Genomic DNA, 15,046 nt, shown 5'->3' on the forward strand with positions numbered 1-15,046 from the left:
GGAATTGAGACTATCGCGATTTGACGCGAACGCAATCAGAGCAGGCCCCGGCAAAATGACGCCGGTTCTGTGATCATGCTCGAAAAAGAACTTATGCGGGAGCAGGATCGCGGGAGCGGTCAGGGGAGGCGGCTGGGGCCGAAAGGGCATTTCCGAGCGTGCTCTGCTTGTCACGGCGGCGCTGCACCGAGGATGGTATCCGCATCGCTTCGCGATATTTCGCCACGGTGCGGCGGGCTATATCAATGCCGGACGCGCGCAAGCGTTCCACGATCGTATCGTCCGACAGGATCGCCGACGGCGATTCGCCGTCGATCAGTTGCTTGATGTGATGACGGACTGCTTCGGCCGAATGCGCTTCGCCGCCGTCGGCGGACGCAATTGAGGCGGTGAAGAAATACTTCAATTCGAAGCTGCCGCGATTGGTCGCCATGTACTTGTTGGCGGTGACGCGCGACACCGTCGATTCGTGCATCTGGATCGCGTCTGCCACCGCCTTCAGATTGAGCGGCCGCAGATGCGCGACGCCGTGGGTGAAGAAACCGTCCTGCTGGCGGACGATTTCGGTCGCGACTTTCAGGATCGTCCGGGCGCGCTGATCGAGCGCGCGCACCAACCAGGTCGCGTTCTGCAGGCAGTCAGTAAAGTACGACTTGTCGCCGTCCTTGCGGATCGTCTTCGACAGCTCAACGTAATAAGTTTGATTGACGAGTACGCGCGGCAGAGTGTCGCTGTTGAGCTCGACATGCCAGCCGCCATCCGGACCGGGCCGCACATAGACGTCGGGCACCATGGTCTGCGTGCGCACCGTGCCGAACTTCAATCCCGGCTTCGGATCGAGACGGCGGATCTCCGCGATCATGTCGGCGATGTCTTCGTCATCGACGCCGCAGAGCTTTCGCAGCGCGGCGATATCGCGTTTGGCGAGCAGATCGAGATGCTCGACCAGCGCTTGCATCGCGGGATCGTAGCGGTTGAGCTCGCGGAGCTGGATCGCCAGGCACTCGCTCAGATTGCGCGCGCAGACGCCGGGCGGATCGAATTTCTGTAGCACGGCGACGACGTCGTCGACCGCCTGCGGCGACGCTCCGAGCCGCTCAGCCGCCTGGCCAAGATCCGCCGGCAGGTAGCCGGCCTCGTCGACGAGATCGATCAGATACTGCCCGATCATGCGTTGCGCCGGCGCGGTGAAGGCGACCGCAAGCTGTTCGGCGAGATGGTCGGCCAGCGACATTTCGGCGGCGACGAAAGCTTCGAGATTGTATTCGTCGTCGTTCGAGGCGCCGCCTCCCCATTCGGTGTAGACGGAAGGCGGCGCATCCTGCGCGGCGCGCGCTGCCGCCTCGGCGGGTTCCTCGGAGAAAACGTTGTCGAGACCAGTATCGAGGGTTTGCTCTATCTCGGCTCGGGTGCCGAGATCGCGGTTCAACCATTCCTCCTGGCCGGGCTCGAAGGCATCACCCACCGAACTGCCTGCCATCTCGGCCTGCTCGTCGCCGCCGGAACCGTCGGATGCGGAATAGTCGGCCGGCTCCGTCCCCGGCTCGCCCGCCACCGGCGCCTCGGGGCCATCGGCGGCGCGCTCAAGCAGTGGATTGCGCTCGAGTTCCTCCTCGACAAAGGCCGACAGGTCGAGATTCGAAAGTTGCAACAGCTTGATCGCCTGCATCAACTGCGGCGTCATGACCAGCGATTGCGACTGGCGGAACTCTAGTCTTTGCGTCAGCGCCATGGAGGCAAGAACGATCCCAAAAGTTGGCTCGATTCTTGCTTATCCTAGTCGAAAGCCGATGTACACGGCTTGACGAGCGGGAAAATTAGGCTAGAGGCGGAATTCTTCACCAAGGTAAAGGCGGCGTACATCCGGATTGTTGACGATCTCATCCGGGGTGCCCTCCGTCAAGATTTCTCCGGCATAGACGATATAGGCGCGGTCGGTGAGGCCGAGCGTTTCGCGGACATTGTGGTCGGTGATGAGCACGCCGATGCCGCGGTTGGTGAGATGGCGCACCAGATCCTGGATGTCACCGACCGCGATCGGATCGATGCCGGCGAAGGGTTCGTCCAGCAGCATGTAATTGGGGCGCGTCGCGAGCGCTCGGGCGATCTCGACGCGGCGGCGCTCGCCGCCTGACAGCGCGATCGATGGGCTTTTCCGCAATCGCGTGATGTTGAACTCGTCGAGGAGCGAGTCGAGTTCGTGCTCGCGCTTCTTCCTGGACGGCTCGACGACTTCGAGCACCGCGCGGATGTTCTGCTCGACCGAGAGACCCCGGAAGATCGAGGCCTCCTGGGGCAGGTAGCCGATGCCGAGGCGCGCGCGCTGATACATCGGCAGTTTCGTGACGTCGTGGCCGTCGAGCTCGATCGCGCCGCGATCGGCCTTGATCAGGCCGGTGATCATGTAGAACACCGTCGTCTTGCCCGCCCCGTTGGGCCCGAGCAGGCCAACCGCTTCGCCGCGGCGCACATAGATGCTGACGCCGCGCACAACCTGGCGGGAGCCGAAACTCTTTTCCACGCTATGCACAGCCAGATAACCGGGCCGCTTGATCAGGCGTGGCGCGTTCGCGCCGTTGGACTTGGCAGGCCTTGCCGGTGCCCGTTCCGCGCGAGGCGGCTCGGGCGACGGTTGGGGGCGCGGCAGCTCCAGACCGGGAACCGGGGCGGCACGAGCGATCGGCGGCGCGTCGCGCACCGGGCTTGCCAGCATGTCGCCGAAGGAATCGCCAAGTGCGGTGATGTCGTCACGCGAGCGTGCGAATCCGGCTCCGCGTTTCGCAGGGCGCCGTCGGAACATGCCGAGTAAATCCACCATCCCCGCTTCGCTCAGCCTTTCACAGTGATCCGGCGAGCTTGCTCGCGGACCGGTCTACTCGAACGCCACCCACGCGCGCGATTCGGAAAAACTGGGTACCGGCTTTCCGGATCACGCTCAAACGACAAGGCAAAGCACGACGATCGCCTTGAATGAATGGGTGCCCCTCGTCCCGGCTTGCGCCGCGATCCCCTTCAAGCGCATCTGCAAACCAGGCTGCTCCAGTAGATACAATCTTGCCAAGCGGGCTTCAACCTCGCGGTTGGAAAATGTTATCTAAGCTATTGATCTACTTAGGCTTACCCGGAATGAGCGATGGCGCGGCGGGCGCCGGGCCGGTTGCCGGCGAGCCGCACCCCTTGCCGCCCTGCGCACCCTGGGATTGTATGAACAAACCCTGCACCTTTCCGCTGTCGGATTCCACCCGCGAGACGCCGGTCGTCATGTCCACCATGAGGCGGTCGCCGCGCAGCACGTTCTGGCACTGGGTCAGCACCACGCCGCCGAGCATGGTGATCAGATTGGCCTTTGTATCGAAGATCGCAGTTTCGCCGGTGACGACCTGATCCTTTTGGGTCACGACCACGTTGCCCTTTGCCTCCAGCCGCTTGATCGAGGAACTGCCGCCGGGGCCGGGCGTGGCCGACTGCATCGGCGCGCTCTTCGCGCCCTTGGCGTTCGCGGGCGGTGGAGTCGACTGGCCTGAGCTTGATTCGTAGAACACGACCAGCGTCTTCGAAGTCATGGTGGTGTCGCCCTGCACCACCTTCACATTGCCAGCAAAGGTCGCCTCCTTCTTCTTGTCGCGCATCTCGAGCGAGGCCGCCTCGATCTGGATCGGCTGATCGCGGTTCTGCGAGAAGCCCTGCATCGCGTTGGGGACGCCCGTCATCGCGCCCTGCGCACGGGCGCTGCCAGAGGCGAGCAGCGCGGCCACGCAGGCCGCCACTGCCGCGGCGTGCAAGATACGTCTCGTCATCGACATCATTTCGAATTGGCGGATTTGCGCGGCTTCGGCGGCGGGGCGGGCTCGGGCGCAGCGGGCGGGCCGGACTTACTGTTGTCGTCGCCGAGCTGGTCCAGATTCATAACCACGTTGCCTTCGAAACGCACAACCTCGCCGCTGTTGAAGATGCGAAGCTTGTCGGCGGTCAGCGTGCCGTTGAGCAGCTTGACGTCGACATGCTCGTCCGATGTCACGACACCCTTGTTCATGTCGATAAACGCCTGGGTGAGCCTGGCTTCATAGCCCGTGGATGATTGCAGGAAGATATCCTTGCGGAGGTCGAGCAACTGCTGCTTGTTGTCGAAGAAGCCGGTCCGCGCGTCCATGGTCAACATTGAACGGTCTTCCATCTGCACCTTCGCACGGATGGTCTTCAGCTCGACATGATCGGGATCGGTGATGTCCTGGACCGCGGCCTTGGCCCACATTTCGTAGGGCCGCTGGTCGGTCGAGAAGCCGGCGAGATGCGGCGATTCCATCGTGATCTTGGTCCCGGAGACCACGAGGTTGCCCATGTCCAGAGGCAGCTTGGGCATCAAGGCGCGGAACGGATTGACGATCGATACGAAGATGATCGCCGCGAGCGCGAGCGCGACCGCTGCCGGGACCGCGATGCGCAGGATCCGCACCATGCGGCTGTGGCGCGCGGCTGCGGCAAAGCGTGCCTCGAGGCCGGCGACATAGGCTGGGTTCTGAACCGTATTCACCGCTGCTCCCGAGGCGCGAAATCGCCGGCCATTCTACCCGAGCTTTCATAATATGCAGCCCGGACCTCGCGTCGCGCCCCGGGTAGGACCTCGCGTGAACAGTTTGTCCGAAACGGGGCGGAACCGCCCTTCCGCACCCAAAATCGGGCCGTTCACGAATGGGCGAAGATGTCCTCGGCCTCCCAGCCGTCGAGATCGAGCCTGGCGCGGGCCGGCAGGAAGTCGAAACAGGCCTTGGCCAGATCCGTCCGCCCCTCGCGCACGAGCATGGCATCGAGCTTCTCGCGGAGAGCATGCAGATGCAGGACGTCGGAGGCGGCATAGGCGAGCTGCGCCTCGCTCAGGCTCGCCGCCCCCCAGTCGCTCGATTGCTGCTGCTTCGACAAATCGATGTTGAGCACCTCCCGGACCAGATCCTTCAGGCCATGCCGGTCGGTATAGGTGCGACTGAGCCGCGAGGCGATCTTGGTGCAATAGACCGGCTGCGGCATCACGCCGAACGTGTTGTAGAGCACGGCGACGTCGAACCGGGCGAAATGGAAAATCTTGGTGATAGCGGGATTGACGAGCAGCGCTTTCAGGTTCGGCGAATCGGTATGCCCCTTCGGGATCTGGATCACGTCGGCGGTGCCGTCGCCGTTTGACATCTGCACCACGCACAGCCGGTCGCGATGCGGATTGAGCCCCATGGTCTCGGTGTCGATCGCAACCGATTCGGTGTAGCGGGACAAGTCCGGCAGATCGCCGTGATGCAGGCGGATGGTCATGCTGTCAAAAACCTCGTCGAATCACTCTAAAGCTATCGCCCAATCGCCCGACAGGCGAGCGCGCGCAGGCTTCGGATTGTGTCGGAGGCGGCACCCACTGATGGCCGCCCTGGAAAGGGCCGGGTCGCCATGCCGGGAGCCCCTGATATTGCTGGCATAATTGGGTCAATCGCGGGCTGTGTAGCGCTATTGTGTACCGGAGACAATGGGTTGGCCACACGATCCCTGATGGATGCGCAGGTGCCCGACCCGTTGCTGCCTGCCGGGTCGCGCGCTTCATGAGGTGTCGTCCGGCCGCGACTCTCCCAATATGCGTTGCAAAGATTCAACAATCCGCCGCGAACACTCGCATCTCAGCGGAGCTTCTGCCGTGCGGCCCCTGAAATCGTCGCGAAACCACCTTATCTGGTGACGACGCCTCACGAGTCCTTATTCTCCACCACGAACAAGAGCAATGACCGAACAGACTCTGGCAGCGCCGGTCGACGACCAGCAGGAACGCCGACGCGGCTTTTCGCGCTATCAGTCGCTCCTCATCGCGCTGCTTGCGTTCACGCAGTTCACGATCATCCTCGATTTCATCATCATGTCGCCGCTCGGCGCCATCCTGATGCCATCGCTCAATATCACGGCCGGGCAATTCGGCGTCGCTGTTTCGGCCTACGCATTCAGCGCGGGAGTCTCGGGCATCCTTGCCGCCGGTTTTGCCGATCGCTTCGATCGCAAGCGCCTGCTGCTGTTCTTCTATGCCGGCTTCATGCTCGGAACGGCGCTTTGCGCAGTGGCGCAGAACTATCACGTGCTGCTGCTGGGCCGGACCGTGACCGGTTTGTTCGGCGGGGTGATGGGCTCCGTCGTGCTCGCCATCATCACCGACCTGTTTCCGCTCAATCTGCGCGGCCGCGTGATGGGGTTCGTTCAAACCGCGTTCGCCGCGAGCCAGGTGCTCGGGATTCCGGCAGGCCTGTTTCTCGCCAACCACTGGGACTGGCACGTCTGCTTCGTGGCGATCGTCGGCCTGTCGATTGTGGCGATGGCCGCTATCGCCTGCGTGATGCAGCCGGTCGACGCGCATCTGCGGTTGAAGCAGGACAACAACCCGTTCCGGCATCTGATCGCCACGGTCGGACAGCCGCGCTACACGCTGGCATTCGCGGTGACGACTCTGCTGGCGACCGGCGGCTTCATGCTGATGCCGTTCGGCAGCGCTTACACCGTGCACAATCTCGGTATCGACATCGCGCACCTTCCGACGATCTATCTCGTCTCCGGCCTGTTCAGCATCGTCATCGGTCCCCTGGTCGGCAGGGCAAGCGACACCTTCGGCAAATATCCCACCTTCGTGTTCGGCAGCGCGGTGTCCGTCGTGATGGTGTTGATCTACACTCATCTCGGTCAGGTCTCGTTGACAACGGCGATCGTCGTCAATGTCCTGATGTTCGTCGGCATCTTCTCACGCATGATCCCGTCGCAGGCCCTGATCTCGGCGATCCCCGACGCCAGCCAGCGCGGTTCGTTCAGCGCGGTCAGCGCGTCACTGCAGCAGCTCTCCGGCGGGCTCGGCTCGGTGCTCGCCGCCGCCATCATCGCGGAAAGTCCCGATGGCTCGCTGATCCATTTCGACCGGCTCGGATACATCGTCGTTGCGACGTCGATCGTCTCGCTGGTCGCGATGTATTTCGTGCAGAAATCGGTGGCGAAGCGGAGTGGCGAAGCGGTTGTGTGACGGCACGGCGGCAAAGGCCGAGCCGTCCCGACAGCGGCCTGCATCTCCGCCCGGTTGTGGGTCGACGATAGATTCAACCCTGGATTAAAGGAATTTTAGCAACTTTCAGGCCTATCTGCCTTCACTGACAACTTAAGATTGATCGGATTCGTGTCTCGAATTCGACAGGACAGAACGTCTGCGTGGCAAAAGGTCGAATTGATTTCAAGCGAGGTGTTTTCCGCGCCCCTGCGTTCGTGCTCATCGGCGGTCTGGCGACATCGTTCTACCTCTGGCTGTCCCTGGCCACGACCATTCCGCATCCGCGCACGGTCGGGCTCGACTACGACACCGTCATCGGGCTCGACTACAACACCGTCGGCACCGACTGGATGGTCTTCTACGGGGCCATTCGCTCGGTTCTCGATGACCACGCTTCCCTGATTTTCGACGGCAATCGTTTTACCGATTTCCTCGATAGTTCGTTTGCGAGCTGGCTTTCCAAGTCGTTGGAGTTTCGGCCGTGGGCCTATCCGCCGAGCTTTCTTTTGTTTCTTCTGCCCTTTGCGCCCTTCGGCTTTCTTGGCTCGTACGTTGCGTTTCAGCTCGCAACCGGCGGCATGATGGCGACCGCGCTGCGATTTGCTGCCGGAGGCTCGGCGCCATCAGGTGCTTTGGTCGCGATGGCTCTGATTTGTCCAGCCTCGGCAATCAATGTGATCGACGGCCAGACCGTATTTCTGGTGGCCGCGCTGATCGTCGGCGGGCTTTGCCTTCTTGAGTCACGCCCTGCTGTGAGCGGATTGATCTTGGGGCTGCTGACGTTCAAACCTCAGTTCTGCATCCTCGTCCCGCTGGCCCTGATCGCGGCCGCGCAATGGGGCGCGCTCCTGGGCGCCGGCTTGTCCGCGCTGGCGATGATGGTTGCGAGCGGGTCGATTTTCGGATGGGATCTGTGGCTCCGCTGGTTCCCTCTCATCGTCGCTGATCTGATCAGCCCCGATGAGAAGTGGATCACCTACGGCCGTATGTGGGGTCATAGCGTCTACACCTGCGCGGTTTTGCTTGGCGCTCCGCAACGGCTCGCGTCATGCATTCAGCTGCTTGCATCGCTTGGCGCGGCGGCTTCCGTTATCGTCGCTTTCCGATCGCGGCTGAGTATGAGGGCCAAAACAGCGCTCTTTCTGGCCGCTACGGTGCTCGCTGCTCCGCATTCCGGACCATATGATGCTACCCTGCTCGTGATAGCCGCAGCGTTCTGGCTGATCGAGCAGGCTCCCCCTCAGCCTCTGTGGTGCTGGATCCTGGCGCTCATGATCTGGCTGATACCCATGGTCAGTCCACCGCTCCTTTTTGCCGTGGGCAGAATTGCTCCGCTGTTTACGGTGCTGCTCATTGCCGACTTCCTTCGTCCCGAAACATCGAAGATCTGGTCGAGTGCGAGGCGAGGGGGACCTTCATCATGCTAACCGGTGGGAGATCATGTCGGCGATCCGGACCAGAGAAGTCGGGATGGCGTAATCCGCCCTTGCAACGACCGCTGAAGGAAGCAAATGGTGCCCAGGAAAGGACTCGAACCTTCACGGCTGTGAGGCCACTGGCACCTGAAGCCAGCGCGTCTACCAATTCCGCCACCTGGGCACGTGGGGCGCTCTAGTAAGGACCGGTGACGCGGTTGTCAAATTTGCGAATGCAAATTCAAATACCCTGTACAGGGTGGGGCTGATGGCGTATCGCCGGAAGCGTTAAATCCCGTCAATCGCTCTCGAATCCGGCAGGAACTGACCTCATGGCATCGAACCTGGAAACGCTCGTCACGGTCTTCGGCGGATCAGGTTTTCTGGGGCGGAACGTGGTCCGCGCGCTGTGCAAGCGTGAGTACCGGGTGCGCGTCGCCGTGCGGCGGCCGGAGCTCGCCGGCCACCTGCAGCCGCTCGGCCGGGTCGGCCAGATCCACGCCGTGCAGGCCAATGTGCGCTATCCGGCGTCTGTCGCGGCCGCGATGCGCGATTCGCAGATCGCCATCAATCTGGTCGGCATTCTGGCCGAAAGCGGCGGCCAGAGCTTCGACGCCGTGCAGACCAAGGGGGCCGAGATCGTCGCCAAGGCGGCGACCGCCGGCGGCGCCCGGATGGTCCATGTCTCGGCGATCGGCGCCGACGAGAACGCGCTGTCGGCCTATTATCGCGCCAAGGCGGCCGGCGAGGCCGCGGTGCTGGCCGCGGCGCCCGCGGCCACCATTCTGCGGCCATCGCTGATGTTCGGCCCGGAGGACCAGTTCACCAACCGCTTTGCCGCGCTGGCGCGGATGTCGCCGGCCCTGCCGCTGGTCGGCGGCGGCGTCAACAGGCTGCAGCCTGCCTATGTCGGCGACGTCGCGCAGGCGGTGGCGGATGCCGTGGACGGCAAGACCAAAGCCGGGGCGACCTACGAACTCGGCGGGCCGGAAGTGCTGACCATGCGGGAGATCATGCAGATCATCCTCGACATCACCGAGCGCAACCGCATGCTGGTGACGCTGCCGTTCGGCCTCGCCAGGCTGCAGGCGCTGTTCCTGCAGTTTGCGCCCGGCGCGTTCAAGCTGACACCGGACCAGGTCGACATGCTGCGCGTGGACAATGTGGTGTCTGATGCCGCGAAGGCGGCGCGCCTGACATTCGAGGGCCTCGGCATCGCCCCCGATTCGATCGAGGCCATCGCTCCGCAATACCTCTGGCGCTTCCGCGCCTCCGGGCAGTTCCAGCGGAAAAGCGCGTAGAGACGTTCTCCCGCAAGGAGGAGCGAAGAGGACGCTTACCGCCCCATCGCCAGCGCGATCAGGCCGAGCGTGCCGACGATCACGCGCCACCACGCGAAGAAGGCGAAGCCGTGGCGGGTGACGTAGTTGAGGAACGTCTTCACCACGATCATCGCCGTGATGAACGAGACCACGAAGCCCACCGCGATCACGCTGAGATTGTCGGTCGTGAAGTCAGCGCGGTTCTTGTAGAAATCATAGGCGAACGCGCCGACCATGGTCGGAATCGCGAGGAAGAACGAGAACTCCGCCGCCGAGCGCTTGTCGGCGCCGAGCAGCATCGCCGCCACGATGCTGGCGCCGGAGCGGGACACGCCCGGGATCATCGCCAGGCACTGCGCGATGCCGATCCAAAGATACATCATCAGCGGGAACCGGGTCGCGTCGTCCTCATGCACCTTGAGATCGAGCTGATCGACCCACAGCAAGATGGCGCCGCCGACGATCAGTGTGAAGCAGACCACCCAGGGATTGAACAGCACCTCCTTGATGTACTTGCCGGCGATCAGGCCGATCACCACCGCCGGCAGGAACGCGACCAGCACGCCGATGACGAAGCGGCGGTCGTCCGGATTGGAGAACATGCCGAGCGCGACGCGCCACAATTTGCCGAAATAAAGCGCGACAATCGCCAGAATCGCGCCAAGCTGAATCAGGATCGCGAAGCTCTTCCAGAAATCGCCTTCGCCGAGATTGAAGAACCGTTCCGCAAGCAGGAGGTGGCCCGTCGATGAAACCGGCAGGAATTCCGTGACACCCTCGACAATGCCGAGAATCACCGCCCGCAGCATATCCGTCATCATGATGTGGCCTGCCCTGTCTGAAAAAGCCGCGCCCTTCTCGCCTATTCCCCTAGTCGCTGCAATCGCAAAAAAACGCCAAACAATGGTTGCCTGATGGATTTGCTGAGCTATAGCGTCTTACTGACCCCGCATTGCTCACGGGGCGGTTACCGGTCCGCGGCTCACGCGACCGTGGAGACGGTGAGGCCCGTTTCCACCTTGTACCCGGGTTGATGGTTTCTTAAGCGCCGCCACGCTACCAAGGGGCTCCATGTACACGCTGTATCATCATCCGTTCTGTCCGCATTCGCGCTTCATCCGCCTGGTGATCGGCGAGTATGGACTCGATCTGCGTCTGGTGGAGGAGCGGGTTTGGGAGCGGCGCGAGGCGTTCCTCGCGCTGAATCCGGCAGCGACCACGCCGATGCTGATCGCCGAGGGCTTTCCACCGATCCCCGGCGCCGCCATCATCTGCGAATATGTCGACGAGGCGCACGGCCTCGGGGTCGGTGACCGCCGGCTGCTGCCGGTCTCGATGGCCGAGCGCATCGAGGTGCGTCGGTTGATGGCGTGGTTCAACGAAAAGTTCTTCGAGGAGGTCTCCAGCCCGCTGGTGACCGAGCGCATCTACAAGCGCTTCATGAGCGAGGAGGATGGCGGCGGCGCGCCCGCCGCCGACGTGATGCGCGCGGCCAAAGTCAATGTGCGCTATCATCTGAGCTATATCGGCTGGCTGGCGAAGACCCGGAACTATCTCGCCGGCGACCGCATCACCTACGCGGACCTCGCCGCCGCGGCGCATCTTTCGGCGATCGACTATCTGGGCGACGTGCCATGGAGCGAGGACGACGCGGCAAAGGCGTGGTACGCGCGGGTGAAATCCCGCCCGTCGTTCCGTCCGCTGCTCAGCGAATGGCTGGCGGGCGTGCCGGCCTCGCGAACCTATGTGGACCTCGACTTCTGAACCAGGCGGTCAGGCTCTCCCCTGACGATCTCAAGGCGGCGCTCGAGCGCGAGGCACGCTCGCTCGGCTTCGACTGCATCGGCGTCACCGATCCGGACGCGATCGCGCAGGCCGGAAAATACTTCCACGAATTTCTCGACAGCGGCGCCCATGGCGACATGGACTGGCTCGCCGCCAACCCCGAGCGGCGCACCGACCCGCGCGCGCTGTGGCCGGGCGTGCGCTCGATCATCATGCTCGGCGTCAATTACGGGCCCGACGATGATCCGCTGGAGCTGCTCAAGTGTCGTTCGCACGGCGCGATCTCGGCTTACGCGCAGGGCGACGACTATCACGACGTGATCAAGAAGCGGCTGAAGACGCTGGCGCGCTGGCTGGTCGCGATGTCAGGCGCGGAGGTGAAGGTCTTCGTCGACACTGCCGCCGTCATGGAGAAGCCCCTCGCGCAGGCCGCGGGGATCGGCTGGCAGGGCAAGCACACCAACCTGGTCTCGCGCGAGTTCGGCTCGTGGCTGTTCCTCGGCGCGATCTTTTCCGCATTCGAGCTGCCGCGCGACGTCAGCGACACCGATCATTGCGGCTCCTGCACCGCCTGCCAGGACATCTGCCCGACCGCGGCGTTTCCTTCCGCCTACAAGCTCGATGCGCGGCGCTGCATCTCCTATCTCACGATCGAGAACAAGGGCCCGATCCCGCACGAATTCCGCAAGAGCATCGGCAACCGCATCTATGGCTGCGACGATTGCCTTGCGGTGTGCCCCTGGAACAAGTTCGCGCAAGCTGGCCGCGAGCAAAAGCTCGCCGCGCGCGCCGAATTGCGTGCGCCCGAGCTCGCCGGGCTCGCGCGGCTCGACGATCCCGCCTTCCGCGCGCTGTTCTCGAAATCGCCGGTCAAGCGCATCGGCCGCGACCGCTTCATCCGCAATGTATTGATCGCAATCGGCAATTCCGGCGATGCCGCCCTGGCTGCGGAGCCGCGGCGGTTGCTTGACGATGCGAACCCTTTGGTGCGCGGCGCCGCGGTATGGGCGCTGTCGCAATTGATCGGCCGCGACGAGTTTGCGACGCTGGCGTCACGCGCTGACGCCGAGCTCGATGCTACGGTGCAAGACGAGTGGCGGGCAGCAAGCGCCGTGTCCCCCCATGGTGAGGAGGGGGAAGAGTCTTGATTTCCCCGCACCGAACCCGTCATGGTCGCGCGCCATGACAAACCAGCCCTTCTTCACCCGACAGGGCGACGGCTTTATGCCGACGCCGGTCGCCAACGGACCATGGAGTCCTGAGTCCCTGCACGGCCGCGTCGTGATCGGCCTGCTTGCCTTTGTCATCGAGGAGCGCCACCGCTCCGACGATTTCGTGCCGGCACGGCTCACCGCCGACATGTTCCGCCTGCCCAACATCATGACGCCGATCGAGGTCACGACCAGGGTCGTGCGGGACGGCGCGCGCATCAAGGTGATCGAGGCGGAGTTCTTTTCCGGCGGCACCAGCATGGCACGCGCCTCGTGCCAGTTATTGCGCAAAACGGAAAATCCCCCCGGGAATGTCTGGTCGCCGCCGAACTGGGACGTGCCGTCGCCGGCGGACATTCCGAAGCCGACCGATCCAACGCTCGGCATGAACGGCAAATGGGAGACGCGGCCGATTGTCGGCCACATGGGTTCGCTCGGTCCCCGCCGGCTCTGGATGAGCGAGGTGCGCGAGCTCGTCGCGGGCGTGCCGATGACGCCGTTCGTCCATGTCGCAACCGGCGCTGATTTCGCAAGCCCCTTTGCCAACGCCGGCGACCAAGGACTCGGCTACATCAACAGCGACGTGACGATCTATCTGCACCGCCTGCCGGTAACGCGCTGGATCGGCTTCGAGGTCGTGAACCATCACGCCACCGATGGCGTCGCGATCGGCGAGTGCTGGCTCTACGACGAGAAGGGATCGATCGGCACCTCGACAGTCGCCGCGCTTGCGCAGCGCAAGCCGATGACCAACCCGCCGCCGCCGTAAAGGCGCACCATCGCCTATTCGACCAGATGCCGCGCCATCTCCGGCCGCGCCTTCAGCGCCGCGCCCTGCCTGGCCATGATCCTTGCGATCCGCTCAGGCGCAAAGTTGAGATCGACGAAGGCGGGCGCGGTGTTGGCGACCTCGTGGTATTCTGCGATCTTGCCGTCGCGCAGCCGCATGATTGCGACGCCCTCGAACATCCCCCGCGCCCCCTTCGCCTCCGGCAGCGTCGAGCGGTAGCTGAAGGTGTAGCGCGCATAGAGCGTGCGGGCGTCACTGACCGGTTCATGCATGTCCCAGCGGAAATCCGTCGCGGTGCGGTAGAACCAGTCGTCGATCATCTCGGCGATCCTGGCGTGCCCCTTGAACGCACCGTAGAACACGTCGTGATAGACGCCATCCTCGGTGAAGAGGCGCGCGAAGGCCTTGCCGTCGCGTCGCTCGACCGCGTCGCAGAATGCGCGCAACATCTCGTCGATGGTCATTGGCGTTTCTCCCTCGCGCGGGAGCATATAGCGTTTTCGAGCGACGTGGGGTGCGGGTTCGCGCGAGGAGAAGGCGTCAAAACCACAACCCAGAGCCTCGGCTCTGATTCTATCGGAACCGACAGGGCTCTAGCCGATCTCGGCGACCGAGGCGATGATCCGCGCGATGTCTTGCGGCCGCGACAGCCGGTGGTCGCCGTCCTGGATCATGGTCAGCACCACGTCCTCTGCCGGCAGGCGGTGCACCAGCGCGAATGCATGCTTCCATGGCACATCTGGATCCTGCGCGCCCTGCAGGATGCGCACCGGGCAGCCGACGTCGATCTGACTCCCGAGCAAGAGATGGTTGCGCCCCTCCTCGATCAGCTTGCGCGTGATCCGATAGGGCGTGCCGTCGTCATAGTCCGACGGCCTGAGCCACACCCCCTTGGTTTCGATCTCGGCGCGGATCTCCGGCGTAAAGGCCTTCCACATCAGTTCCTCGGTGAAATCGGGCGCGGGGGCGATCAGCACCAGGCCGGCGAGCGAGGCGCTTGCGTTCCCGCGTCGTGCGATCTCTTGCGCCAGGAGGAGCGCGATCCAGCCGCCCATCGAGGAGCCGATCACTACCTGCGGCCCGCTGCAGAACTGCGTAAATACCGCGACGCTCTCCTCGAGCCAGCGGCCGATCGTGCCGTCGACAAAATCGCCGCCGGATTCGCCATGGCCGGAATAGTCGAACCTGACGCAGCGACGGCCCTGCTCGGCTGCCCACGCGTCGAGCGCAACCGCCTTGTTGCCCCGCATGTCGGAACTGAAGCCGCCGAGCCAGAGCAGCCCGGGACCGCGGCCGTCACGGACGCGCACCGCGATCCGGCGTGCCTCACTGCCCTCGCCGACTTCGATGAAGGCGGGTTCCGGATCGTCTGCGGCAGTTTGGCTCATGGGTCGTCACTCGCGTGTCAGGCACCTGCTTTTCAATGAGCTGGCGGCACCGGTCAACAGCTCTTGCGACGTGTCTTGCGAAACAGGGAC

At 63.6% G+C, this 15,046-nt stretch carries 14 protein-coding genes and 1 tRNA gene; 6 read left to right on the top strand and 9 right to left on the bottom strand.

Features of this window, described 5'->3' with window-relative positions:
* Positions 1-91 precede the first annotated feature (91 nt).
* From rpoN to JQ553_RS04180, 5 genes are all read right to left on the bottom strand, one after another.
* Complete coding sequence (gene rpoN / locus JQ553_RS04160; protein ID WP_212498585.1) at positions 92-1,732, bottom strand: RNA polymerase factor sigma-54; 1,641 nt, start codon at positions 1,730-1,732, stop codon at positions 92-94.
* 90 nt (positions 1,733-1,822) lie between these two features.
* A complete protein-coding gene (lptB, locus tag JQ553_RS04165) occupies positions 1,823-2,818 on the bottom strand; it encodes an LPS export ABC transporter ATP-binding protein (RefSeq protein ID WP_212498586.1) in 996 nt (331 codons plus the stop codon).
* A 289-nt stretch (positions 2,819-3,107) separates the two neighbouring features.
* Positions 3,108-3,806, bottom strand: a complete 699-nt coding sequence (locus JQ553_RS04170) for an LptA/OstA family protein (RefSeq protein ID WP_212498587.1) — start codon at positions 3,804-3,806, stop codon at positions 3,108-3,110.
* Positions 3,803-4,531, bottom strand: coding sequence for an LPS export ABC transporter periplasmic protein LptC (gene lptC, locus JQ553_RS04175; RefSeq protein ID WP_212498588.1), 729 nt, complete (start codon positions 4,529-4,531; stop codon positions 3,803-3,805). The genes JQ553_RS04170 and lptC overlap by 4 nt, the downstream gene beginning before the upstream one ends.
* Positions 4,532-4,683: 152 nt before the next feature.
* Positions 4,684-5,298: a ribonuclease D gene (locus tag JQ553_RS04180; RefSeq protein WP_212498589.1), complete on the bottom strand. Its 615-nt coding sequence runs from the start codon at positions 5,296-5,298 to the stop codon at positions 4,684-4,686.
* Positions 5,299-5,752: 454 nt separating this feature from the next.
* Between JQ553_RS04180 and JQ553_RS04185 the strand changes: the two genes are divergently transcribed.
* Positions 5,753-7,024 carry an MFS transporter gene (locus tag JQ553_RS04185; protein WP_212498590.1) on the top strand — a complete coding sequence of 424 codons (1,272 nt, stop codon included), beginning with the start codon at positions 5,753-5,755 and terminating at the stop codon, positions 7,022-7,024.
* A 182-nt stretch (positions 7,025-7,206) separates the two neighbouring features.
* Positions 7,207-8,472, top strand: a complete 1,266-nt coding sequence (locus tag JQ553_RS04190) for a glycosyltransferase family 87 protein (RefSeq protein WP_212498591.1) — start codon at positions 7,207-7,209, stop codon at positions 8,470-8,472.
* An 85-nt stretch (positions 8,473-8,557) separates the two neighbouring features.
* On the opposite strand, the gene JQ553_RS04195 is transcribed toward JQ553_RS04190, so the two are convergent.
* Positions 8,558-8,644: transfer RNA gene (locus JQ553_RS04195), tRNA-Leu, on the bottom strand.
* Positions 8,645-8,792: 148 nt separating this feature from the next.
* On the opposite strand from JQ553_RS04195, the gene JQ553_RS04200 reads away from it, so the two are divergent.
* On the top strand, positions 8,793-9,761 hold the full coding sequence (locus tag JQ553_RS04200) for a complex I NDUFA9 subunit family protein (RefSeq protein WP_212498592.1): 969 nt from the start codon (positions 8,793-8,795) through the stop codon (positions 9,759-9,761).
* 35 nt (positions 9,762-9,796) lie between these two features.
* Here JQ553_RS04200 and JQ553_RS04205 read toward each other — a convergent pair whose 3' ends face one another.
* On the bottom strand, positions 9,797-10,603 hold the full coding sequence (locus JQ553_RS04205) for an undecaprenyl-diphosphate phosphatase (protein ID WP_212498593.1): 807 nt from the start codon (positions 10,601-10,603) through the stop codon (positions 9,797-9,799).
* Between the two features lie 250 nt (positions 10,604-10,853).
* On the opposite strand from JQ553_RS04205, the gene JQ553_RS04210 reads away from it, so the two are divergent.
* The 3 genes from JQ553_RS04210 to JQ553_RS04220 are packed head-to-tail and all read left to right on the top strand — an operon-like array spanning position 10,854 to position 13,547.
* Positions 10,854-11,546 (top strand): glutathione S-transferase family protein, encoded by a 693-nt coding sequence (locus JQ553_RS04210; RefSeq protein WP_212498594.1) that lies wholly within the window; start codon positions 10,854-10,856, stop codon positions 11,544-11,546.
* Entirely contained in the window at positions 11,495-12,715 is a 1,221-nt protein-coding gene (gene queG, locus JQ553_RS04215; RefSeq protein WP_212498595.1) for a tRNA epoxyqueuosine(34) reductase QueG, read from the top strand. Before JQ553_RS04210 ends, queG begins: the two co-directional genes overlap by 52 nt.
* Positions 12,716-12,749: 34 nt before the next feature.
* Entirely contained in the window at positions 12,750-13,547 is a 798-nt protein-coding gene (locus JQ553_RS04220; protein ID WP_212498596.1) for an acyl-CoA thioesterase domain-containing protein, read from the top strand.
* Between the two features lie 14 nt (positions 13,548-13,561).
* Here JQ553_RS04220 and JQ553_RS04225 read toward each other — a convergent pair whose 3' ends face one another.
* Together JQ553_RS04225 and JQ553_RS04230 are read right to left on the bottom strand one after the other, a co-directional pair.
* Positions 13,562-14,032 carry a nuclear transport factor 2 family protein gene (locus tag JQ553_RS04225; RefSeq protein WP_212498597.1) on the bottom strand — a complete coding sequence of 157 codons (471 nt, stop codon included), beginning with the start codon at positions 14,030-14,032 and terminating at the stop codon, positions 13,562-13,564.
* Positions 14,033-14,161: 129 nt separating this feature from the next.
* The gene (locus JQ553_RS04230) at positions 14,162-14,956 is read right to left on the bottom strand and encodes a carboxylesterase (protein ID WP_212498598.1); all 795 of its coding nucleotides are present in this window, start codon (positions 14,954-14,956) and stop codon (positions 14,162-14,164) included.
* Positions 14,957-15,046: the final 90 nt, after the last annotated feature.

The sequence above is a fragment of the Bradyrhizobium lablabi genome (genome assembly GCF_018131005.1).
GTDB classification, from domain to species: domain Bacteria; phylum Pseudomonadota; class Alphaproteobacteria; order Rhizobiales; family Xanthobacteraceae; genus Bradyrhizobium; species Bradyrhizobium lablabi_D.